18 protein-coding genes are annotated in these 22074 nt (G+C 70.1%); 9 read left to right on the top strand and 9 right to left on the bottom strand.

Annotated features, from left to right (window positions below; translation table 11 throughout):
* Positions 1 to 103 precede the first annotated feature (103 nt).
* From FB558_RS23235 to FB558_RS23215, 5 genes are all read left to right on the top strand, one after another.
* Positions 104 to 979: a thermonuclease family protein gene (locus tag FB558_RS23235; protein ID WP_142056820.1), complete on the top strand. Its 876-nt coding sequence runs from the start codon at positions 104 to 106 to the stop codon at positions 977 to 979.
* A gap of 274 nt (positions 980 to 1253) precedes the next feature.
* Positions 1254 to 1811 (top strand): hypothetical protein, encoded by a 558-nt coding sequence (locus FB558_RS23230; RefSeq protein WP_142056818.1) that lies wholly within the window; start codon positions 1254 to 1256, stop codon positions 1809 to 1811.
* Entirely contained in the window at positions 1801 to 2274 is a 474-nt protein-coding gene (locus FB558_RS23225; protein WP_142056816.1) for a hypothetical protein, read from the top strand. The genes FB558_RS23230 and FB558_RS23225 overlap by 11 nt, the downstream gene beginning before the upstream one ends.
* Positions 2275 to 2730: 456 nt before the next feature.
* A complete protein-coding gene (locus tag FB558_RS23220; protein ID WP_142056814.1) occupies positions 2731 to 3072 on the top strand; it encodes a hypothetical protein in 342 nt (113 codons plus the stop codon).
* 149 nt (positions 3073 to 3221) lie between these two features.
* A complete protein-coding gene (locus FB558_RS23215) occupies positions 3222 to 3518 on the top strand; it encodes a hypothetical protein (RefSeq protein WP_142056812.1) in 297 nt (98 codons plus the stop codon).
* A 570-nt stretch (positions 3519 to 4088) separates the two neighbouring features.
* On the opposite strand, the gene FB558_RS23210 is transcribed toward FB558_RS23215, so the two are convergent.
* Genes FB558_RS23210 through FB558_RS23200 form a run of 3 tightly spaced genes read right to left on the bottom strand, consistent with a single transcriptional unit; the run spans position 4089 to position 7241 of the window.
* The gene (locus FB558_RS23210) at positions 4089 to 4556 is read right to left on the bottom strand and encodes a SixA phosphatase family protein (RefSeq protein ID WP_246106705.1); all 468 of its coding nucleotides are present in this window, start codon (positions 4554 to 4556) and stop codon (positions 4089 to 4091) included.
* 28 nt (positions 4557 to 4584) lie between these two features.
* The gene (locus FB558_RS23205) at positions 4585 to 5520 is read right to left on the bottom strand and encodes an alpha/beta hydrolase (RefSeq protein ID WP_142056810.1); all 936 of its coding nucleotides are present in this window, start codon (positions 5518 to 5520) and stop codon (positions 4585 to 4587) included.
* Positions 5521 to 5525: 5 nt separating this feature from the next.
* Positions 5526 to 7241, bottom strand: coding sequence for a flavin-containing monooxygenase (locus FB558_RS23200; RefSeq protein ID WP_281288669.1), 1716 nt, complete (start codon positions 7239 to 7241; stop codon positions 5526 to 5528).
* Between the two features lie 339 nt (positions 7242 to 7580).
* On the opposite strand from FB558_RS23200, the gene FB558_RS23195 reads away from it, so the two are divergent.
* Entirely contained in the window at positions 7581 to 8387 is an 807-nt protein-coding gene (locus FB558_RS23195; protein WP_142056808.1) for an SAM-dependent methyltransferase, read from the top strand.
* An 84-nt stretch (positions 8388 to 8471) separates the two neighbouring features.
* Positions 8472 to 11543, top strand: coding sequence for a DEAD/DEAH box helicase (locus FB558_RS23190; RefSeq protein ID WP_142056806.1), 3072 nt, complete (start codon positions 8472 to 8474; stop codon positions 11541 to 11543).
* Between the two features lie 410 nt (positions 11544 to 11953).
* Here the strand turns inward: FB558_RS23190 and FB558_RS23185 are convergent, their stop codons facing one another.
* The 6 genes from FB558_RS23185 to FB558_RS23160 all read right to left on the bottom strand — a co-directional run bounded on the left by FB558_RS23185 (position 11954) and on the right by FB558_RS23160 (position 18464).
* Entirely contained in the window at positions 11954 to 13120 is a 1167-nt protein-coding gene (locus FB558_RS23185) for a mandelate racemase/muconate lactonizing enzyme family protein (RefSeq protein WP_142056804.1), read from the bottom strand.
* Positions 13117 to 14196 (bottom strand): tartrate dehydrogenase, encoded by a 1080-nt coding sequence (locus FB558_RS23180; RefSeq protein WP_142056802.1) that lies wholly within the window; start codon positions 14194 to 14196, stop codon positions 13117 to 13119. The genes FB558_RS23185 and FB558_RS23180 overlap by 4 nt, the downstream gene beginning before the upstream one ends.
* 91 nt (positions 14197 to 14287) lie before the next feature.
* Positions 14288 to 14755, bottom strand: coding sequence for a tripartite tricarboxylate transporter TctB family protein (locus FB558_RS23175; protein WP_142056801.1), 468 nt, complete (start codon positions 14753 to 14755; stop codon positions 14288 to 14290).
* 1 nt (position 14756) lies between these two features.
* Entirely contained in the window at positions 14757 to 16298 is a 1542-nt protein-coding gene (locus tag FB558_RS23170) for a tripartite tricarboxylate transporter permease (RefSeq protein ID WP_142056799.1), read from the bottom strand.
* 30 nt (positions 16299 to 16328) lie between these two features.
* On the bottom strand, positions 16329 to 17300 hold the full coding sequence (locus FB558_RS23165; protein WP_142056797.1) for a tripartite tricarboxylate transporter substrate binding protein: 972 nt from the start codon (positions 17298 to 17300) through the stop codon (positions 16329 to 16331).
* A 66-nt stretch (positions 17301 to 17366) separates the two neighbouring features.
* Entirely contained in the window at positions 17367 to 18464 is a 1098-nt protein-coding gene (locus FB558_RS23160) for a tartrate dehydrogenase (protein WP_142056795.1), read from the bottom strand.
* 186 nt (positions 18465 to 18650) lie between these two features.
* On the opposite strand from FB558_RS23160, the gene FB558_RS23155 reads away from it, so the two are divergent.
* Both FB558_RS23155 and FB558_RS23150 read left to right on the top strand, forming a co-directional pair.
* Complete coding sequence (locus tag FB558_RS23155; protein ID WP_142056793.1) at positions 18651 to 19556, top strand: LysR family transcriptional regulator; 906 nt, start codon at positions 18651 to 18653, stop codon at positions 19554 to 19556.
* A 116-nt stretch (positions 19557 to 19672) separates the two neighbouring features.
* The gene (locus tag FB558_RS23150; protein WP_142056791.1) at positions 19673 to 22039 is read left to right on the top strand and encodes a DEAD/DEAH box helicase; all 2367 of its coding nucleotides are present in this window, start codon (positions 19673 to 19675) and stop codon (positions 22037 to 22039) included.
* The last annotated feature ends 35 nt before the right edge of the window (positions 22040 to 22074 follow it).

Below are 22074 nucleotides of genomic sequence, written 5' to 3'. Positions count from 1 at the left end.
CGACCTTGTGGCAGAGGCTCTGCGTGCGGCCGGGGGTAACGGCTGATGAGCATTCAACGATCTTTCGCCGGACGAGGTGGCCAGTGGCTGATGGGACGGACGCGTGCGCAAGTGGATCATTCCCGCCGTTGTGGCTGCGCTGGTCGTCGGCGGTCTCAGTGGAGGCGGCGACGACGAGGACGTCGCGCTGAGCAGTGACGAGGCCGCAGCTCCCGCCACGGGCGCTGCCGTCGCCGCCCGTCCACCAGCGGACGAGGCCGATCTGATGGTGACGAAGATCGTCGACGGCGACACGATCCAGCTCAGCGACGGCCGCAAGGTCCGCGTGCTCGGTATCGATGCACCGGACAGGGGTGAGTGCGGCTACGAGGAGGCGCGCGAGTTCGCCCGCGCCAGGCTGCTCGACGAGAAGGTCACGGTCGCCGCCGACGCCGCTCAGGACTCCGTGGATCAGTACGGGCGATCGTTGCTCTACGTGGCGCGTTGGGGAGTGGACTACTCCCACGCCGCCGTTGTTGCCGGTCTGGCAACTGCCACGATCTCCGCCACGAATCCCGTCGAGAAGGCCGAGACCCGCCAGATGGTCGAGGACACGGCGAGGGCGCTGAAGCTCGGGATCTGGGGTGAGCCGTGTACTCCGACTCCGGCGCCGACCACTACGAGGAGCTCTCAGCCGCGTCCGTCCGACACGAACGGCGAGGTCGCGTCGGACGTGCCGGCCCGGCCCGTCCCGACCCAGGCACCGCGCACGACCCCACCGCGTAGCCCGTCGCCCCGACCGGAACCCGCCCGAGAGCCAGTGCCGGCTCCGCGACCGAGCGGCTGTCACCCGAGCTACGAACCGTGTGTTCCGGACGTGCCGACGGACCTCGACTGCGGGGACATCGGCTACAGGGTGAAGGTTGTGGGAGACGACGAGTACCGGCTCGACGGCGACGACAACGACGGAAAAGGCTGTGAACGCTACCCGCCCGAGTAGCACCGACCAACGAGAAGCAGCTCGAGCTTCGGAACTCGGCCGGTAGTCCCCGGAACGCCCGACAAGCCCCGGTGTGCGCACCGCGCGGCTCCGATTCGAGGGCGTGCTGGTCGTCGTTTGCTGACGGCCGGGAGCCGAGGGCGCGCGCCTCGTCCAGCCGGCGACGAATGTCTTGAGCCGTTCGCGTGGTCGCCCACCGAGCCTGTGACGCCGTGCGCCCGAGAACCGATCAAGGCATGGGACGTCGGGGTGGATCGGACGAACGGAACATCGGATGACAGCAGAGTGGGGCACCGCACGGCCGCCGCGGGGAAGCATCGCGCTGCCGGCGCTACGCAGGCCGTCCACGCAACCGCCCGCGGGCGTCTCGGCGAAACCGAGCAGCGCCGAGGTAGCAGCCGCCGGGCGGGCGGCGGTGACCCGGGCGGTCGAGTACCGCGGCGGCACAGTGCGGGAGGTCCGCAACGGCCGCCGGACCGAGCTTCTGGTCCAGACGCCGACCGGACGGTGGCGGGTCCGGGTGCTCACCCGGCGCCGGGGCGACTGGCAGACCAGCATCCGCGAGGGTGCCAACCCGGCGCCGCGGGCGAACGCCGTGTGGGCGTTCGTCGACCTCGCCAACGGCGCGACCAGGTATTACGTCGCGCCGGAGCCGTGGGTCGTGAACGACATCCGCACGGAGCACGAGGACTACCTGGCACGCAACGGCGGGCAGCGAGTGGTGACGAAGGACTCGGAGCACCACGGGATCAAGACAGCCAGGGTGGAGTGCTGGCTGGGGCGGTGGGACCTGCTCGGGCTGGCGGACCCCGAGGACGCAGATGCGGGGTGACGTCGGCGCCGTGATGACCGCTCTCGCTGAACACCGCCCGGTCTTCCACTCCGAAGCGGACTTCCAGCACGCCCTCGCCTGGCAGCTGCAGAAAGCCGATCCGGCTGCTCGTATCCGCCTGGAGACCCGGCCCGGGCGTGGGACACGCCTGGACGTTCTCGTCACCAGTGACGGGATACGGACGGCGATCGAGCTGAAGTACCTGGTCCGCCGCTTCCAGGGTGTGCTCGATGGCGAGCAGTTCGACCTGCCCGACCAGTCCGCCCACGACATCAGCCACTACGACGTGATCAAGGACGTGGCGCGGACTGAGTCCTTCGTCGCCGAGGGCTTCGCCGACATTGGCCTGGTCGTCGTGTTGACAAACGACCCGGCGTACTGGCGTGCCGGACGCGCCACCGAGACGATCGACGCGCAGCTGCGCCTCCACGAGGGCCGCGTGCTCGAGGGTGCGCTGGGCTGAGGGGAGCGGGCCGGAAGCGGGACGACCAAGGGGCGGGAGGACGCGCTGGTGCTGGCCGGCCGGTACGACTGCCGTTGGCAGGACTACGCCGTAGTGGGCGACAGCCTCGGCCGTGACCATCAGTGGCGCTTTCTCGACCTGGAGGTGGCCGGCGTGGGAGCGCCGATCGATCGACCCCTCCACACCGCGAACGTCGGTCCTCTCCCCTCGAGCTACTGCTGCCCGTGACCTCGCCGCGGCCACGGCTTGCCGTCGCGCCTGCGGTGCAGGCATGCGAGCGTTCACGATCGCAAACGATTACAACAGAATGCTGTGCGTCACGAGTCCTCGCTGCTACTCTCGCTCGGGTCGCGAAATTCATGCGCTCCCGAAACTGACATTCGGGACAATGTTGTCACGTCGGAAGGATCGGGTGGAGTGCGTCGAGCTCGGATGATGGCCATAGGCGCTACGGCTGTGTCTGCAGTCCTGCTGCTCGTTGTGGTCCTTGGTGTGTCATCGACCTCCGGTACCGCTGCCGCTGGCGCGCTGCGCCCGACTCGCGCCGACGATGCGGTTCGGGCGTGTGGTGTCACTCAGGTCGACAACGTGAAGAAGATTGCCGATGTCCCGGCCGAGTATCAGGACGGATACTTCATGTCCATCCCGACTGCAGTCGGCGGTCCTGTTGTGCTGCTTTGCGGTAACGGCACCTCGACCGGAGCGGTGCACATCGAGGTCAAGCATGACGTCCCGAACTGGGCGGATGCGCTGAACTGCATCGAGAACGCCATGGTTCACGGCAAGCCGACAGTCTAGCCGACCGCGTGCAGTACGATTGGCAGTTTGGTGGCAAATTGATGGTCGTAGTCGACGGTGACTACAGCCTCATTACTGCGTTTCCGGCGGATGGCTTGGAGGAGACGTGGATCGAGTGTTCAGTAGCGGCGTGATGTCGAGGTGGCTGAATGAGTGACTGGGTCGAAGTAGGCGTCCTGGTGAAATGGACGCCTGACAATGAGATCGTCAGGAAGTCGGTACCGCTGCGGCCTGACCACCCAGGCATTGTCGTGGGTTGCGGGCCGCGTCACATCCTGGTCGACTGGGTTCGGCGCCGACATACGCGCGCCGAGCAAAGCGTTTTCGAGGCTGACTGGCTCACGCTGATCGATCAAGCTGAGTTCGAGCGCCTAGCGCGGATTGTGCACGAACTGGACGTTGCTGATGGTGGCGATCCGAGAATGGATGAACGTTTCAAGGTATGAGCTAGCTGGCCAATTTCTGCACATCGGAGGGTGCTGTGAGAAGCTGCCGTCAGCTGCGCAACGCAGGTCTCGTTCTGGCGTTGGCGTTAGCGCTTCTCGTGCCACCCGGGGGAATGGGTCCCGCGGCCGTTGCTGACTCTGGGGGCAGGATCGTCGTAGATAGGTCGGTCGATCCTGACGGGTACATTCTCGACAGGGCTAGTCGCATGTTGGCGTCCGAGTTGCCTCCAGCATGTGTCAGCGCGCACGACGAGCATCCTCCGGTGGGGCTGGCTCGAGTCCGAATTCGTAATGATTGCCCGGCCTCGCAGCGCGTGAAGGTTTACATCGCATTCTGGTTCGATAGCTCTTGCTTGAATGTCTCTCCGAACGGGAACCGCGAGTACGAGTACGCCAACTCTGCCCGGTTCGACGGGCTGACGGCGTGCTGAGTCGCTTAGCTCAGTGGGTACAGTTGTGGCGACTCGTCAGTTCCTTCTGTCTGGTCGAGTGTTGGGTGCACCGAGACGATCAAAGAGGCCGCACGATCGTTGTGTCGTCGGGTCTCGGGTGTCCTCGTTGGTCATCCTGTCAGGACCCGCGCGGCGTCGCGTGGTCGACCACGTTCGCCCGGCCGGACGCGGTGTCCGCCCAGGACCCGCCGAACTCGACCACCGCGATCGCCGACGTCTTCATCTCCAGCTCCTCACCGGTCAGGGCGGCGACGAGTTCGGCGACCCCGGGGTTGTGGCCCACGAGGAGCGCTGAGCCCACGTCGTCCGGCAGCCCGCGCACGACCGTGAGCAGCGTGTCGACCGACGCCCCGTACACCCGGTCGTCGAACACCGCGGCGGGCGGCTCGTCGAGCTCGGCCGCGATCAGCCGCCACGACTGGCGGGTGCGGGTTGCGGGCGAGCAGACCACCGCGTCCAGGTGGCCGATCCGCTCGCGGATCCACCGTCCGGCGGCGGGGGCGTCCCGCCGGCCACGCGCGTTCAGCGGCCGTTCCGGGTCGGGCACGCCGTCCGGCCACGCGGATTTCGCGTGCCGGACGATCACGAGCCGGCGGGAGTCCCGGCTTCCCTGGTCAGCCGAGATGGGAACGCAGCTCCTCTCCCATCTCGGCGATCAGGGTGCGGCCGTCGCCGAGCACGCCGGCCATCCAGAAGAAGCCGTGGATGATGCCGGAGTACGACTTGATGCTCACCTTGACGCCGGCCTCCTGCAGCCGTTCGGCGTACGCCTTGCCCTCGTCGCGCAGCGGGTCGAACTCGGCGGTGATGACCATCGCCGGGGGCAGGCCGCTGAGGTCGGAGGCGTGCAGCGGCGCGGCATAGGGGTTCGTCCCGTCCTCCGGCGATCGGAGGTAGTGGTCCCAGAACCACTCCATGCTGCCCCGCGTCAGCAGGTAGCCGTCGGCGTTGTCGCGGTAGGACGCGAACGTCGTGCCCCGGGCCGGCGCCGTCACCGGGTAGATCAGCAGTTGGTAGGCGAGTCGCGGTCCGCTGCGGTCCCTGGCCATCAGGGCGACCGCGGCCGCGAGGTTCCCGCCGGCGCTGTCGCCGCCGACGCCCACCTTGGCCGGGTCGGCACCCAGCTCGCCCGCGTGCTCGGTGAGCCAGCTGGTGGCCGCGTAGCAGTCCTCGACGGGGCCCGGGAACTTCGTCTCCGGGCTGAGCCGGTACTGCGTCGACGCGACGACGCACCGCGAGGCGTTGGCCAGCGCCCGGCACGGCTTGTCGACGACCTCGATGTTCCCGACCACCCAGCCACCGCCGTGGAAGTAGATCAACAGTGGCAGCGGCGTGCCCGGTTCCGGGTGGTACACGCGGACGGGGAGCTCTCCGGCCGGACCGGGAACGAGGATGTCCCGGATCTCCGCGACCGGCTCGGGCTCGCCCTGCAGGTCCCGGAACGCCCCGATCGCGTCCCGTGCCTGCGGCACGCTCATCTCGTTGAACGGCGGCACCCCCTGGGCCTCGAACTGCTCGAGGAGGGCCTGCACGTCGGGCTTCAGCGGCATCTCCGTCACCCCACGATCTGCTGTGCCGGCTCGGCCGACGGGCGAGCTTGTGGGGGTGATCCGGCATCCGCCTCCCCGCGCCTGCCCAGCGCGAACCCTTCGTAGCCGTTCGCCGCGATGCGATCGCACGTCTCCCGGTAGGTCCCGAGGCCGCCGAGGTAGGGGTAGAGCGTGCGGCGCTTCCCCGGGATGTTCGCCCCCACCCACCAGGAGTTTGCCCGCGGCAGGAGCGTCGCGTCGCCGACCTCGGTGTGGTGGGCGACCCAGTCGTCCTCCGCCTCGGGCAACGGCTCGATCCGGTCGAGGTCGTGCTCGCGCATGTACCGGACGCAGTCGGCCACCCAGTCGACGTGCTGCTCGATCGCGGCGGTCATGTTCGTGAGGACCGACGGGCTCTGCGGGCCCGTGAGCGTGAACAGGTTCGGGAAACCGCGGGTCGCCAGCCCGAGGTAGGTCCGCGGCCCTTCCGCCCACTTCTCGGTGAGCGGCACCCCGTCGCGACCGTGGATGCCCATCGCGAACAACGCGCCGGTCATCGCGTCGAAACCGGTCGCGTAGATGATGCTGTCGACCTCGTACTCGGCGTCGCGCGTCCGCACCCCGGTGGGCGTGATCGACTCGATCGGCGAGCGCCGGACGTCGACCAGCTCCACGTTCTCGCGGTTGAACGCCTCGTAGTAGCCGTGCTCGAGCGGCGGGCGCTTCGTGAAGAACGGGTGGTCCTTGGGTGCGAGGAGCTCGGCGACGTCGGGGTCGCGCACGGTCTCCCGGATCTTGGACCGGATGAACTCCGAGGCCGTCTCGTTCGACTGCTCGTCGAGCAGGATGTCGTTGAAGGTCTCCGCGCCGATCCGGAAGCCGCCCTTCCCCCAGGCGTCCTCGTAGACGCGGCGGCGCTCCTCCGGGCTGACCTCCATCGCCGAGCGCTCCGGGACGTCGTAGGGCAACCCCAGGTTCGACTCCCGCATCCGCTGCCAGAGCTCCTTGTAGGTCTCCTTCGTCTTGCGCACGTACTCCTCGTCGAGCGGCCGGTTCCAGCCCGGGATGTCGTAGTTGGGGGTGCGCTGGAACACGTACATGTGGGCGACCTGGTCGGCGATCTCGGGCACGATCTGCACCGAGGTCGCGCCGGTCCCGATCACCGCCACCCGCTGCCCGGTGAAGTCGACGCCCTCGTGCGGCCACCGGCCGGTGTGGTACGACGCGCCCTCGAAGCTCTCGCGGCCCGGGAACTCGGGCAGGTTGGTGACCGAGAGGCAGCCGACCGCGGTGATCAGGAACTGCGCCGTCGTCCGGCTGCCGTCGTCCGTGCGGATCTCCCAGCGGTCCGCCGCCTCGTCGTACTCCGCCGCGGTGACGCGGGTGTCGAACCGGATGTCCTTGCGCAGATCGAACCGGTCGGCGACGTGCCGGAGGTAGCTGAGGATCTCGGGCTGCGCCGCGTAGCGCTCGCTCCAGGTCCAGTCCTCGAGCAGTTCCTCGGAGAAGTGGTCCGAGAACACGTAGTAGATGCTCTCGCTGTCACAGCGCGCGCCGGGGTAGCGGTTCCAGTACCAGGTGCCCCCGACGTCGCCCGCGGCGTCGAACACCCGCACCGAGAGGCCGAGCTCGCGCAGGCGGTGCAGCATGTACAACCCGGAGAACCCGGCCCCGACGACGACCGCGTCGAACTCGTCGACCCGGGACTCCGAAGCTTGCGTGGACTTCGACGTAGCGGTCACACCCGACTCCCTTGTCCGACGAACCTGTGCGGGCCACGCGCGACGGGCGGCAGCGCCGTGCTGCGGGCCCGTCCTCAGGATGGGCCACCGCGGCCGTCCTCGCGAGCGATGCAGCGAATCCGTCCGAACTCGTGTCGGCGCAGGCGTGCCGCGAGGGACCACCTCGACCGGACGGACCAACCGGGCTCGTCGCCGAGGAGCAGTTCGGGCTCCCAGCGGGTTGGCCCCCGCTCACTGGCGCAGCTCAGTGCTCGGATGCACACGCGATCCGGCGGCCGCACCTCGTTAAGCTCGACGACCGAGGGCAGTTCTGGGCACTGGGCATGAAGGAGCATCGGCATGACGGAACCGTCATCGACCATCGATACGACCACGCCGCAGTCGCCGCGAGTATGGAACTACTGGCTGGGTGGCAAGGACAACTACGAGGTCGACCGGCAGGTGGGCGACGAGGTCATCGCGATGACACCCCAACTGCCGAAGCTCGCCAGGGAGTCACGGCGCTTCCTCGTTCGCGCGGTGGAGTACCTCACCGGGGAGGTGGGCATCCGGCAGTTCCTGGACGTCGGGACCGGACTGCCGACGGCGGACAACACCCACCAGGTCGCGCAGCGCGTCGCCCCCGAGTCGAAGATCGTGTACGTCGACAACGACCCGGTCGTCCTCGCCCACGCCCGCGCCCTGCTGGTGGGAACGCCGGAGGGCGTCACCAAGTACCTCGACGAAGACCTGTACGAGCCGCAGAAGATTGTCCGTGAGGCCCGGGAGGTCCTTGATTTCAACCAGCCCGTCGCCGTGATGCTGATGGGCATTCTGGGCCACGTGGCCGATTGGGCGCAGGCGAAGGCCATTGTTCGGGAACTGCTCAGCGATCTGCCCTCGGGAAGCTATCTGACGACCTGCGACAGCACGAACGTGCACGACCCGGAAGCGATGAACCGGGCGGCGAGCATCTACAACGCGTCCGCGAGCCCGCTGATCCACCTGCGCCAGCCGTGGCATTTCACGGAGCTGGTCACCGAGCTCGGCCTGGAAGCCGTCCCGCCGGGTGTGGTGCCGGTGACGCAGTGGGGGGTTGCCGAGGATCAACTCGTTCCGCGGCCGGAGGTGATCGACGAGTACGGGGTCGTCGCGCGGAAGCCCTGATCCTCGTACAGCCGGACGGGAGGGGCTGTGTGACGTTCCGGGCCGCTCGAGCGATCAACGCTCGACGACGATCGAGAGGCCCCGTTGACCACACCGCTCCCCGAAGGCGTCTACGAGTCTCTGCGCACTGCCGGCCTCGACGCGGCGCTGACGCAGCTCTCCGACCTCAGCCCCCGGTTCGCTCGGATCGAGGATGCGGACGCCCCGCACGTGTTGGCCCGCCATGTCTCGACCGCGGTCGAGCGAGCGCTGGGTCAGGAGGCGGATGCCGGCCGCCGGCTCGAGCTCGTCAACGACCTCCTCGCCCGGGTCGCCGAGCACGACGAGCAGGTCGGTGCCGCCGAGCACCTCGTGGTCCTCACCCGGGAAGCGGCGCCGGGCGTCCACCGGCTCGAACGGCCGGTCACCCCGCTCTCCTCGGCTGCGCTGATCACCAATGCCCCCGAGGAGCCGTCGCTCAGCGCCGAACTGCGGGCCGAGCTGGGGTCCGCGGACCGGGTGGACCTGCTGTGCGCGTTCGTGCGTTGGCACGGCTTGCGGGTGCTCGAGGAGCAGTTGGACGGGCTGCGCCGCCGCGGGGTGCCGTTCCGCGTCATCACGACGACCTACGTCGGGGCGACGGAGCAGCGGGCGGTCGACGCGCTGGTGCGGCGGTTCGGCGCGCAGGTCAAGGTCAGCTACGAGACCCGGACGACGCGCCTGCACGCCAAGGCCTGGCTGTTCCACCGCAACACCGGGTTCGACACCGCGTTCGTCGGCAGCAGCAACCTGTCCCGCTCCGCACTGGTGGACGGGCTGGAGTGGAACGTGCGGCTGTCGTCGGTGGCGACACCGGACCTCGTCCGCAAGTTCGCCGGCACGTTCGACAGCTACTGGAACGACCCCGGCTTCCTCGACTACGACCCCGACGACGCCGCTGCGGCGCAGCGCCTCCGTGAAGCACTGGGACGCGACCAGATCAACGCGCCGTCCCTGGTGTCCGGCCTCGAGGTACGGCCCTACGCGCACCAGACGCAGATCTTGGAAGGGCTCGAGTCGGAGCGGGTGGTGCACGGCCGGCACCGCAACCTCGTCGTGGCCGCGACGGGAACGGGCAAGACGGTCGTCGCGGCGTTGGACTACGCCCGGCTGCGCGCGAGCCTCCCGCGGGATCGGCTGCTGTTCGTCGCGCATCGCAAGGAGATCCTCGAGCAGTCGCGGCGGACCTACCTTGAAGTGCTCGCCGACGGGACGTTCGGCGAGATGTACGTGCAGGGCGAGCGCCCGGATCGGTGGGAGCACGTGTTCGCGAGCGTGCAGTCGCTCGCCGCGTACGGGGTCGACCACATCCCGCCCGACCACTTCGACGTCGTGGTCGTGGACGAGTTCCACCACGCGCAGGCGCCCACCTACCGGCGGCTGATCGAGCACCTGCAGCCCCGGGAGCTACTCGGTCTCACCGCCACTCCGGAGCGGAGCGACGGTGTGGACGTCCGCACGTTCTTCGACGGCCGCACGGCCTACGAGTTGCGGCTGTGGGACGCGCTGCGCGACGACCTGCTGGTTCCGTTCCACTACTTCGGTGTCGCCGACGACGTCGATCTGCAGCGCATCGAGTGGAAGCGCGGCTCCTACGACACGAGCGCGCTCGACGCTGTCTACACGGGCAACGACGCGCGCGCCGCGAAGATCATCCGGGAGACGACGGACAAGGTCACCGACGTGCGGGCGATGCGTGCGCTGGGCTTTTGCGTTTCCGTGGCCCATGCCCGCTACATGGCCGAGGTCTTCACCCGTGCCGGGATCCCCAGCCTGGCGGTCTCCGGGGAGACATCGCCCGTCGAGCGGGCCGGCGCCCTGCAGAAGCTGCGCAACCTCGAGGTGAACTGCCTTTTCGCCGCCGACCTCTTCAACGAGGGCCTCGACCTCCCGCAGGTCGACACGGTGCTGTTCCTCCGCCCGACGCAGAGCGCGACGATCTTCCTGCAGCAGCTCGGCCGCGGTCTGCGCCGCGCGCGGGGCAAGGCGGTGCTGACGGCGCTCGATTTCATCGGTCAGCACCGCCGTGAGTTCCGCTTCGACGTCCGCTACCGCGCCCTCACCGGCAGCAGCCGGCGTGGGCTCGAGCGCGACATCGAGCAGGGGTTCCCGTTCCTGCCGTCGGGATCGCAGCTGGTGCTCGACACGGTCGCCGAGAAGATCGTCCTCGACAACGTGCGCCAGCAGCTCCGGCTGACCCGACGCGAGCTCGTCGCCGACATCCGTTCACACGGCGACCTGGGGCTCGCGCGGTACCTCGAGGAGTCGGGGCGCGAGCTGTCCGAGGTCTACAAGCACGGCGCGTGGACGGCGCTGCGCCGCGAGGCCGGACTGCCGGCGCCTCCAGCCGGACCGGACGAGACCGCGCTGCTCAAGCGGACTGTCGCGCTCGCGCACGTCGACGACCTCGAGCGCGCCGCGGCGTACGCCGCCCTGGCCGATCCCACCGGCCCGGGCTACGAGGAGTTGACCGATCGTGAGCAGTGCCTGGCGCGGATGCTGTTCTTCCTGCTCTGGCCTGACCGGGGCGGGCACGAGTCCTACGCCGACGGCCTGACGCACCTGCGGCGGCACCCGGCGGTGTGCGCGGAGATCCGGGAGCTCGTCGTGCTGGGCGCGGATCGCGCCCGGCACGTTCCGCGTCCGCTGGGGGAGGGTTTGCTGCACGTACCGCTGCAGAGCCACGTCCACTACCGGCGTGAGGAAGTGCTCGCCGCGCTCGGGTGGGCCTCGATGACCACGAAGGCGCGCGGGCACGCGCAGGGCGTCGCCTGGGCGCCGGAGACGCGGACGGACGCGCTGCTGGTCAACCTCCGCAAGACCGAGCGCGACTTCTCACCCACGACCATGTACCGCGACTTCGCGATCAGCCCGGAGCTGTTCCACTGGGAATCGCAGAACAGCACCGCGATCGCGTCGCCCACCGGCCAGCGCTACCTGCACCACCGGGAGCGGAACACGCACATCGCGCTCTTCGTCCGCGAGTCGCCCAACGACGACCTCGGACCGGCGCCGTTCCTGTGCCTCGGCTTGTGCTCCTACGAGGAGCACTCCGGTGAGCGCCCCATCGCGATCACCTGGCGGTTGCGGCGGCCGATGCCGGGGGAGACGTTCCGGTCGGCGAGCGTCGTCGCGTAACGGGCCCGCTCCTCAAGGCCGAGAGTTCGAGCTGACTACACATCAGTGCCGTGACCACGAACGTTGACCGTGACGCAGGCCTGCGCGGCAGGATCGTCTCGGGGCACCGGCACACATCCCATGGACTCCGCACACACGACGCATCGTGTGTGCGGAGCCCGCGAGGTGTGTGCGGTGTCTGCGGGCTCGGCTGGCACCGGAGGTGGCCGGTCGCAGATCAGTGCGATCCGCACGTGGTGGCTGCGTCGGCAGCGCTGATGTGCGGCTCGCGGCGATCACGAGACGATGATCGGTGCGAGAAGTAGGCCAGCGCTCCGGGCGGGCGCTGATGTGCGGGTCGGATCGATCAGCGGGGCCGCTGTCGCTGTGGTGAGCGCTTGCCCTGCTTGTTGCGGTGGCTGATCCGCACCTCAGCCCGCCAGGTCGGTCATCAGCGCGTACAGGTCGGCCTTGCCCTCGAACCCGATGCCGGGCAGGTCCGGCATCGTGATGTACCCGTCCTCGACGCTGACACCGTCGGGGAACCCGCCGAAGGGCTGGAAGAGGTCCGGGTAGGACTCGTTCCCGCCCAGGCCGAGGCCCGCGGCGATGTTGAGCGACATCTGGTGCCCGCCGTGCGGGATGCAGCGGGTCGGCGACCAGTCGTGCTCGCGGAGCATGTCGAGGGTGCGCAGGTACTCGACGAGCCCGTAGCTCAGCGCGCAGTCGAACTGCAGCCAGTCCTTGTCCCGGCGCAGCCCGCCGTAGCGGACGAGGTTGCGGGCGTCCTGCATCGAGAACAGGTCCTCGCCCGTCGCGAGCGGCGGGTCGTAGGCGGCCGCGACCTCGGCCTGGAGCTCGAAGTCGAGCGGGTCGCCCGGCTCCTCGTACCAGAACAGGTCGTACGGGGCGAGGGCCTCGGCGTAGCGCAGGGCGGTGTCCCGGTCGAACCGGCCGTTGGCGTCGACGGCGAGGCGCTGACCGGGCCCGAGGACGTCGAGGACGGCCTCGATCCGTCGCCGGTCGGTGTCGAGGTCGGCGCCACCGATCTTCTTCTTCACGACCGTGTACCCGCGGTCGGTGTAGCTGCGCATCTCGTCCTGCAGCGCCCTGAGGTCCTGGCCCGGGTGGTAGTAGCCGCCCGCGGCGTAGACGAAGATCCGCCGGTCGGGCTCGCCGTTCCCGTACCGCTGCGCGAGCAGCTGGAACAGCGGTTTGCCCTCGATCTTCGCGACGGCGTCCCACACCGCCATGTCGATCGTGCCGACGGCGACCGAGCGCTCGCCGTGCCCGCCGGGCTTCTCGTTGCGCATCATCGCCGCCCACACGGCGGCGGGGTCGAGGTTGTCCCCGGTGTCGTCGAGCAAGGTCGCCGGATCGGCCTCGAGCACCCGGGGGATGAAGCGCTCGCGCATCATCGACCCCTGGCCGTAGCGGCCGTTGGAGTTGAACCCGTACCCGACGACCGGCCTGCCGTCCCGGACGACATCGGTGACGACGGCGACGAGGCTGAGCGTCATCCGGCTGAAGTCGATGTAGGCGTTGCGGATCGGGGAGCTGATCGGGAACGTCCGCTCGCGGATGTCGACGATCTTCATCGGGCCGCCACCTCCTGGTCGAGGGCCTTGAGGAGTTCGGCGGTCATCTCCTGCGTCGACGCGGTCCCGCCCAGGTCGCGGGTGCGCACCCCGGTCTCGGCGAGGACGTGGGAGACCGCGCCCATCACCGCGGTTGCGGCGTCGGCGTGGCCGAGGTGTTCGAGCATCATCGCCCCGGCCCAGACCTGGCCGATCGGGTTGGCGCGCCCGGTGCCGGCGATGTCGGGGGCGGAGCCGTGGACCGGCTCGAACATCGACGGGAACTCGCGTTCGGGGTTGAGGTTGGCCGACGGCGCGAACCCGATGCTGCCGATGATCGCCGCCCCGAGGTCGGTGAGGATGTCGCCGAAGAGGTTCGAGGCGACGACGACGTCGAACCGCGTCGGGTCGAGGACGAACAGCGCCGCGAGGGCGTCGATGTGGTAGTCGCTCGTCTTCACATCGGGGTGCTCGGCGCCGAGCTCGCGGAAGATCTCGTCCCAGAACGGCATCGAGTGGATGATCCCGTTGGACTTCGTGGCCGAGGCGAGCCGGCTCTTCCGGCTGCGGGCGAGGTCGAAGGCGTAGCGCATCACCCGTTCGACGCCGCGGCGGGTGAAGACCGACTCCTGGATCGCCGCCTCCTGCGGGGTGCCGCGGTAGAGGCGCCCGCCGACCTCGGAGTACTCGCCCTCGTTGTTCTCCCGGACGACGACGAAGTCGAGGCCGCCCGCGGGGACCTCACGCAGCGGGCTCTCGACACCGGGCAGGAGCGTGACGGGCCGGAGGTTGACGTACTGGCGGAACGCCCGGCGGATCGGGATGAGCAGCCCCCACAGCGAGACGTGGTCGGGCACGCCCGGGTAGCCGACGGCGCCGAGGAAGATCTGGTCGTGCTCACGCAGGACGTCCAGCCCGTTCTCGGGCATCATCCGCCCGGTGCGGGCGTAGTACTCGCACGACCACTCGAGCTCGCTCCACTCGAACCGGATCCCGAAGCGGCTCCCGGCGCGCTCGAGGACGTCCACGGCGGCGGGGACGACCTCGGTGCCGATGCCGTCGCCGGGGATGGTGGCGATCCGGTAACTCGTGTCCATGGGTGTCTCCTCGGGGCAGGTGGGCACGCCGACGCCGGCGCGCGAGGGCGGCCGCGGCGGCGTCGCGTCGGCGGTCGGTGGGTCGGTCCGCTCAGAACTCCAGTTCGGGCAGGCGGACGTAGAGCACCTCGGTGAAGGTCAGGTAGAAGGCGGTGACGACGACGACCGCGACGACGACGTCGAGGAGGACGGCCCGCGGGGTCGGCCGCTCGGTGCGCATGAGCACCGCCATGAGGACGAAGAAGACGATCCCGCCGACGAGGTAACCCAGGTACGGCAGGGCCGCGACCCATGCGGCGAGGAGCGCGACGGCGAGGACGAGCCCGCGCACCGGCAACCGCTCCTCCACCTCGGAGTCGCGGCCGACCGGCCGCCGCAGCAGCCCGAGGACGAGCAGGACGAGCCCGAGGACCCCCAGGACGATGATGACCGGGTCGGCGAACGTCCCCCCGTGCTGGGTGGTGTAGCTGCGCTGGGACCAGAAGACGGCGGCGACGGCGACGGTCAGGACGGCGACGGCAAGGTTGATCTTGTCGTCGGTCGTGGCGGGTCTGGCCATGTCAGTCCTTCCTCGACGTCTCGGCGGGCACGGCGCCGGCCGGAGGGGTCCGGCGCCCTCGCCGGGCCCGCACGAACGGCCAGACGAGCGAGGCGACCGTGAGGGCGATGAGGACGAGGCTGAGCGGGCGGTTGAAGAACGTCAGCCACGGCTGCGGCTCGCCCTGTGCGGTGAGCATGCCCTGGACGAGCCCGGTCTCGGCGATCGAGCCGAGGATGAGGCCCAGGACGATCGGCGCGGCGCTGATGCCCGCCAGCGACAGGAAGTAGGCCAGTACGCCGAGGACGAGCATGATGACGACGTCGACGACGGAGGTGCGCACCGCGTAGGCGCCGACGATCGTCAGCACCGTGATGCCGGGCGCGAGGTACCGGGCCGGCATCGCGACGACGCCGCGCTGGAGGGCGCGACCGCCGATGAGGCCGACCGGGACCATCATGATCGCGGAGACGGCCAGTGCGATCGCGAAGGTGTAGACGAGGTCGCCGGAGGTGCTGAACAGCTCGGCGCCGGGACGCAGCCCGTGCAGGAGCAGGACGCCGATGATGATGGCGTCCGGCGGGGTGCCGGGCACGCCGAGCGTCAGGGTCGGGATCATCCCGCCACCGACCGTGGCGTTGTTCGCGGACTCGGCGGCGACCACGCCGTCGACCTCGCCCTTGCCGTAGGTCTCCGGGTGCTTCGAGGACCGCTTCGCCTCGTTGTAGGCGACGAGGTTGGCGATGCTGCCGCCCGCGCCGGGCAGGATGCCGGTGACGGTGCCGATGACGCTCGAGCGGACGAGGTTGACCGGCTTCGAGAAGATCAGCCGGATCATCGGCCACAGCTTCTCGCGGTGCGCGCCCTCGTCGAGCATCTGCGCGTCGCGACCCTTGCGGGCGACGAGCCGGATCACCTCCGGGATCGTGAAGAGCCCGACCATGGCGGGCACGAGCGGGATGCCGCCCTGGAGCATCGGCTCCCCGAAGGTGAACCGGACCTCCCCGCCCACCGGAGCGACGCCGATGGTGGCGAGCAGCAGGCCGAGGACACCGCCGATGAGGCCCTTGACGATCGACCCGGAGGCCATCGAGATGATGATCGTCAGGCCGAAGATCGCGATCCAGAAGTACTCCTGGGGACCGAACCGCAGCGAGAGGTCGGCGAGCGGCGGCGCGAGGAAGATGAGGGCGACGACGCCGATGAGGCCGCCGACGAGCGAGCCCATCGTCGCGCCGACGACGGCCAGCTCGCTCTTGCCCTTCTTCGTCATCTGGTAGCCCTCGAGGGCCGTCGCGACCGACGACGGCGTTCCCGGTGCGTTGACCAGGATGGCGGTGAACGATCCGCCGTAGATGGCGCCCATGTAGAAGGCGCCGAGGAGCACGAGGGCCCGGGTGGGCTCCATGACGAAGGTGAACGGGACGAGCAGCGCCAGCCCCATCGTCGCGCTGAGGCCGGGCATGGCCCCGATGGCCATTCCCGCGGCGGTGCCGACGAGAACGAGCAGCAGCATCGACGGTGCCAGGTTCGCGAGGACACCGCTGCCGAGGAGGTCGAACATGGGACTTCCCTTCCGCGCGGCCGGGGGCCGTCAGAGCATGCCGAGGCGCTCGAAGAGGCCCTGGTAGACCGCCTTGCGCTCCTGGGTGAACGCGGCGGCCTCCGCGGGGCCCATGTTCTCCAGGACGAACAGCTGCTCCTTGAACTGCTCGGCGAGCGCCGGGTCCTCGTTGATCTTCGCGAACGCGGCGGCGAGCTTCTCGACGATCGCGTCGGGGGTCTCCGGCGGGACGGCCACGCCGCGGTAGGCGCCTTCGACGAGGTCGATGCCCTGCTGGGTGAAGGTCGGGTGGTCCTCGAGGCCCGCCATCGGCTCCTCGGTGGCGACGCCGAGGACGCGGATCTGGTCACCGAGCTGGCTGATCATCGGCGTGTACGTCATGAGCGCGTCGACGTGCCCGCCGAGCAGCGCAGGCACCGCGGCGCCGGTCCCGGAGAACGGCGTGTAGGTCGTCTCGATGCCCGCCTCGTCGTTGAGCAGGAGGGTGCCGATGTGGTTGGCGCTGAAGTCGCCGGAGCCACCGACGGACATCGCGCCGGGGCGCGCCTTCGCCGCGGCGATGAAGTCGTCGAGCGTCCGGTACTCGCTGTCGGCGCGGACGGCGAGGATGTTCGGCGTCGACTGGAAGATGTAGACCTGCTTGAGCTCCTCGGTCTCGTAGCCGGCGTCCTCGCGCATCATCGGCTGGAGGATGATGTGGGGCAGGTTGTGGCCCATGATCGTGTAGCCGTCGGGCCGCGTGCGGGTCAGCTCCGACCACGCGAGCGCGCCGCCGGCGCCCGGCTGGTAGGAGATCGACACCTCGGTTCCGAGGGCGTCCTGGAGCGGCTTCTGCTGCAGGCGGGCGGTGAGGTCGGATTCGCCCCCCGCATCGAAGGCGATGACGTAGTCGATCGGCCGCTCGGGATAGGCGGCGGGGTCGTCACCACCGCCGATGCCACCGCAGGCCGCGATCAGGGCGCTGGCGGCGAGGACGGGGACGAGCTTGGCGAAGCGCTTCATCGGATCCTCCGTTGGATCGGTGCGTCGCGTGGTTCTGCAGTGCTGTTGGCGGTGCTGTCGGGCGGCTTATCGGGCGACGGCGGGCTCGCGCAGGGCTGCGACCAGCGCCGATGTGACGTCCTCGGTCGTGGCCGACCCGCCGAGGTCCGCCGTCAGGACGCCCGCTGCGGTGGTGGCGTCGATCGCGGCGCGCACGGCGTCGGCGACCTCGGGATGGCCGAGGTGGTCGAGCATCATCGCGCCGCTGGCGACCGCGCCGATCGGGTTGGCGACACCGCGCCCGGCGATGTCGGGAGCCGAGCCGTGGACGGGCTCGAACATCGAGGGGTAGCGGCGCTCGGGGTTGAGGTTCGCGCTCGCGGCGATCCCGAGGCTGCCGGCGAGGGCGCTGCCGAGGTCGGAGAGGATGTCGGCGTTGAGGTTCGAGGCGACCACCACGGAAAGGCTCTCCGGGGCGAGGACGAACCGGGCGGCCATCGCGTCGACGAGGACGGACTCGGTCTCGACGTCGGGGTAGTCGGCGGCGACGCGGCGGAAGACGTCGTCCCACAGGACCATGCCGTACTGCTGGGCGTTGGACTTCGTCACGCTCGCGACCTTCTTGCGGTCGCGGGTGCGGGCCAGCTCGAACGAGAACCGCATGATCCGCTCGCAGCCCGTCTCGGTGAACAGCGAGCTCTGGACGGCGACCTCGCCGCCCTCGCGGGCGGAGAAGTTGCGCCCGCCGAGCCCGGCGTACTCGCCCTCGCTGTTCTCGCGGACGACCACCCAGTCGAGGTCGGCGGAATCGGCCTTGCGGAGCGGGGAGGTCACCCCGGGGTGGAAGACGACCGGGCGGACGTTCGCCCACTGGTCGAAGCCCTGGCAGATCGCCAGGCGCAGCCCCCACAGGCTCACGTGGTCGGGCACGCCGGGCCAGCCGACCGCGCCGAAGTAGATCGCGTCGAAGCCTTCGAGGGTCTGCAGGCCGTCGGCAGGCATCATCCGGCCGGTCCGGCCGTAGTGGTCCGAGCCCCAGGGGAGCTCGGTCCACTCGAGCGCGAAGTCCTCGCCGGACACGCGGGCGGCCGCGTCGAGGACGGCGCGGCCGGCGTCCACGACCTCGCGGCCGACGCCGTCGCCCGGGATCGTCGCGATGCGGTAGGTGCGTGCGGTGCTGGGCATCGTGTCTCCGGTTCGGGATCGGGCGGTCAGGAACGGAGTGAACCGGTGGCGGCACGGCTGTGTCCAAGACCAACATCCGATGTCATCGATAAGTGGCACCTATCCGTTGGCGTCCGGCACGCCGACGTCGTCGCCACGAAGGTCGAATCGCATAGGTTGCACCGCACCAAGCGGTAACGTGCCGGTGTGGACGTCCGGCAGCTCCAGTACTTCCTCGCCGTCGTCGACGAAGGCGGTGTCCATCCCGCCGCGGAGAAGCTCTTCGTCGCCCAGCCGTCGGTCTCGCAGTCACTGCAGTCGCTCCAGCGCGACCTCGGCGCCGAGCTGTTCACCCGGACCGGCCGCCGGCTGCAGCTGACCGCCGCGGGCGAGGCGCTCATCGCCCCGGCCCGCCAGGTCCTGCACTGGATGGAGCTCTCCCGCGCCCATGTCGAGGCGGTCAACGGGCTGCGGACCGGGCGGCTCGTCCTCGCGACGATGCCGTCGCAGGCCGTCGACCCGCTGCCGTCGGTCATCGACCGGTTCGTGCGCAGGTACCCGATGGTGCAGATCTCGATCCGCGCGGCCGGGACGCCGCAGACGGTGATGTCGCTCGTGCGCTCCGGCGGCGTCGAGCTCGGGATCATGGCCGTGACGGCCACGCCGGACGCCGAGGACCTCGTCGTGCACCCGCTGACCCGGCAGGGCTTCATCGTCGTCTCCTGCCGGGAGGCGAACCTGCCCGCCCGCGGCCCGCTGACCTACGACCAGCTCGAGGGCCAGCGGCTCATCATCGGCCAGCCCGGCACCGGGATGCGCCGGGTGGCGGACCAGGTCATCGCGACGAACCGGTCGACGATCGCCGTCGTCGAGACCGAGCACCGGGAGGCGGTCCTGCCGATGGTGATCAACGGCACCGGGATAGCGATCATGGCCGAGGCGTGGCGGGCGCTGGCCCGCGAGGCCGGGCTCGTGGTCCACGACCTCGTCACCGACGAGCGGCTGGAGGCCTCGGTCGTCCACCGCGACGTCGACCTCTCGCCGGCTGCGCGGGCGTTCCTCCTCTTCGCCGCGCCCGCCGCCGCACCTGCGCACTCGAAAGTCGACCCGTAGCGGGCGCAGGCATCCCGGGGCATCCTCGTCGCTCTCACCGAACGCCATCCGGGTCGGGGAAGTGTCCCGAATCCGGGCTCGGCTGTGATCCAGGATTCTGGTGGAATGGCCACGCGATGAATTCGGGCAGCCGCGACGACCTCGAACGAGAGGTGGTGCGGCTGCGTGGCGAGAACGCCCGGCTGCTCCGGCTGCTCGAGCTCACCCCGCAGCAGGCGGGCCCACCTGCGCCCGCGCAGACCGGGCTGTTCCACGAGCCGCCCGGTCCGGTCCATGCACAGTCGTCGTCGCAGGAGAAGGTCCGGTTCTTCCGCGCCCTGTTCGCATCCCGCCGCGACGTGTACGCCGTGCGGTGGGAGAACGCGCGGACCGGTCGGTCGGGCTGGGTTCCCGCCGTCGAGGGCGGTTGGCGCAAAGGCACGAGGCGGCCCTATCTGCCGTTGACCGACCAGGCGGTGACCGCGCATCTGACTGGGGACGCGCACATCGGGTTCTACCCGCTCTGCGACGGCGACCGCTGCCACTGGCTCGCCGCGGACTTCGACGGCGACTCGGCCATGCTCGACGCGTTGTCCTACGTCAAGGCGGCACGGGCCGTCGGCGTCCCGGCGGCGCTCGAGGTGTCGCGCTCCGGGGTCGGCGCGCACGTGTGGATATTCTTCGCGGACGCCGTGCCCGCCGCGACCGCCCGGACGCTCGGCAGCGGGCTGCTGCGCGAGGCGATCTCGCTTCGTGGCCGCATGAACCTGACGAGCTACGACCGGCTGTTCCCCGCGCAGGACGTGCTGCCGACATCGGGAATCGGCAACCTGATCGCCGCGCCGCTGCAGGGCCGGTCGCGACGTGAGGACCGAACCACTGTGTTCCTCGACCTCGGCACCCTCGAACCGCACGAGGACCAGTGGGCGTACCTGTCGAGCCTGCAGCGGATGTCGCCGAGAGAGGTCGATCGGATCGCTCGGCAGGTCGGTGCCGTGCAGGTCGGCCGCGCCGTCGAACGGTTGCAGCCGCCGACCGCCACCCGGATGAAGCCGCGCCCGCCTGCCGTGGTCCGGGCCGTCCTCACCGCCGGTGTCAGCGTGCCGACGGCCGATCTCACGCCGGCATTGCTCGCCACGCTCAAGCACGCGGCCTCGATGCCCAACCCGGCCTTCTATGACCGGCAGCGCCGGCGGTTCTCCACGTGGGGCATCCCGCGGTTCCTGCTGAGCTACGACGAGACGCTCACCGGTGAGCTGGTGCTTCCGCGCGGAACTGCCGATCTCGTGGCGACAACGGTGGAGGAAGCAGGCAGCCGGCTCGAGGTCGCCGATGAACGGAGCCAGGGTGGACCCCAGCAGTTCGCCTTCACCACGGTGCTGCGTGACGAGCAGGTCACCGCGGTCGACGCGCTGGTCGGGCACGACCTCGGTGTCCTGGTCGCCCCGCCGGGAGCAGGTAAGACGGTCATCGCGTGCGCCGTGATCGCCCGGCACGCGGTGTCGACGCTCGTGCTCGTCGATCGCAAGGCCCTCGCCGACCAGTGGCGCGCCCGCCTGCAGGAACACCTCGGCGTGACGGCGGGTCAGCTGGGCGGTGGACGCGCGCGGATGCGCGGCACCGTCGACGTCGTGACGCTGCAGACGCTCGCGCGACGCGACGACATCGCCGCGATCGCCGCCGGGTATGGGCTGGTCGTCGTGGACGAGTGCCACCACATCCCGGCCGCGGCGTTCGAGAACGCGGTCCGGCAGATCGGTGCCCGCCGCTGGCTCGGCCTCACGGCCACGCCCTATCGGCGTGACCAGCTGGACGACCTGATGACCCTGCAGCTCGGACCCGTCCGGCACACGCTCACCGCGCCCGAACCCGGCACTCTCGCCGCCGCGGACGCCGGAACCCCGGATCGGCTGCTCGTCGTGCACGCGACGGACTACGTCTACCGCGGCGTCGCCGACCCGGCCGCGCCCGGCGGCATGGCCGCGATCTACAGCGACCTCGCCGGCGACGTACGACGAACCCGACAAGTGGCCGACGACGTCGTGGACGCGCTCGGCCGGGGTCGGCACTGCCTGGTCTTGACACAGCGGAAGGCGCACCTCGACGCCCTTGCCGAGTTGCTGCGGAACGCCGGCTACGACCCGGTGACGCTGCGGGGCGGCATGGGCGCCCGGTCGCGCGAGGCTGCGCTGGCGCGGATGCGCCCGGACGAGGGGCCGCTCGTGGCCGTCGCCACGGTGTCGTACGTCGGTGAGGGATTCGACTGCCCGGCGCTCGACACGCTGTTCCTCGCCACTCCGATCGCGTTCAAGGGGCGGCTCGTGCAGTGCGTGGGTCGGGTGCTGCGGCCGTACCCCGGGAAGTCGACGGCTGAGGTGCACGACTACCACGACGTCGGCACCGGCGTGCTGGCGTCGTCGTTGGCGAAGCGGGCGCCGGGCTACATCGGCCTCGGGTTTCCCGATCCGCGGAACCTGCGACCGGTGCCTCCGCCTTCTGGCTGACTCGGGGGAGTACCCGCCGGCTGCAGGGACCGGGC

It is taken from the genome of Pseudonocardia kunmingensis, assembly GCF_006716445.1.
In the GTDB taxonomy this organism is placed as follows: Bacteria; Actinomycetota; Actinomycetes; order Mycobacteriales; family Pseudonocardiaceae; genus Pseudonocardia; species Pseudonocardia kunmingensis.
Note: the sequence above shows the minus strand (reverse complement) of the source record. Positions and strands in the feature narration are given on the sequence as shown.

Bases quoted from the DNA above. Each gene is read 5' to 3' on its own strand.
- FB558_RS23175 (WP_142056801.1), bottom strand. From the start codon at position 14,755: ATGGCCAGACCCGCCACGACCGACGACAAGATCAACCTTGCCGTCGCC.
- FB558_RS23150 (WP_142056791.1), top strand. From the start codon at position 19,673: ATGAATTCGGGCAGCCGCGACGACCTCGAACGAGAGGTGGTGCGGCTG.
- FB558_RS23170 (WP_142056799.1), bottom strand. From the start codon at position 16,298: ATGTTCGACCTCCTCGGCAGCGGTGTCCTCGCGAACCTGGCACCGTCG.
- FB558_RS23215 (WP_142056812.1), top strand. From the start codon at position 3,222: ATGAGTGACTGGGTCGAAGTAGGCGTCCTGGTGAAATGGACGCCTGAC.
- FB558_RS23205 (WP_142056810.1), bottom strand. From the start codon at position 5,520: ATGCCGCTGAAGCCCGACGTGCAGGCCCTCCTCGAGCAGTTCGAGGCC.
- FB558_RS23225 (WP_142056816.1), top strand. From the start codon at position 1,801: ATGCGGGGTGACGTCGGCGCCGTGATGACCGCTCTCGCTGAACACCGC.
- FB558_RS23230 (WP_142056818.1), top strand. From the start codon at position 1,254: ATGACAGCAGAGTGGGGCACCGCACGGCCGCCGCGGGGAAGCATCGCG.
- FB558_RS23160 (WP_142056795.1), bottom strand. From the start codon at position 18,464: ATGCCCAGCACCGCACGCACCTACCGCATCGCGACGATCCCGGGCGAC.
- FB558_RS23195 (WP_142056808.1), top strand. From the start codon at position 7,581: ATGACGGAACCGTCATCGACCATCGATACGACCACGCCGCAGTCGCCG.
- FB558_RS23180 (WP_142056802.1), bottom strand. From the start codon at position 14,196: ATGGACACGAGTTACCGGATCGCCACCATCCCCGGCGACGGCATCGGC.
- FB558_RS23185 (WP_142056804.1), bottom strand. From the start codon at position 13,120: ATGAAGATCGTCGACATCCGCGAGCGGACGTTCCCGATCAGCTCCCCG.
- FB558_RS23165 (WP_142056797.1), bottom strand. From the start codon at position 17,300: ATGAAGCGCTTCGCCAAGCTCGTCCCCGTCCTCGCCGCCAGCGCCCTG.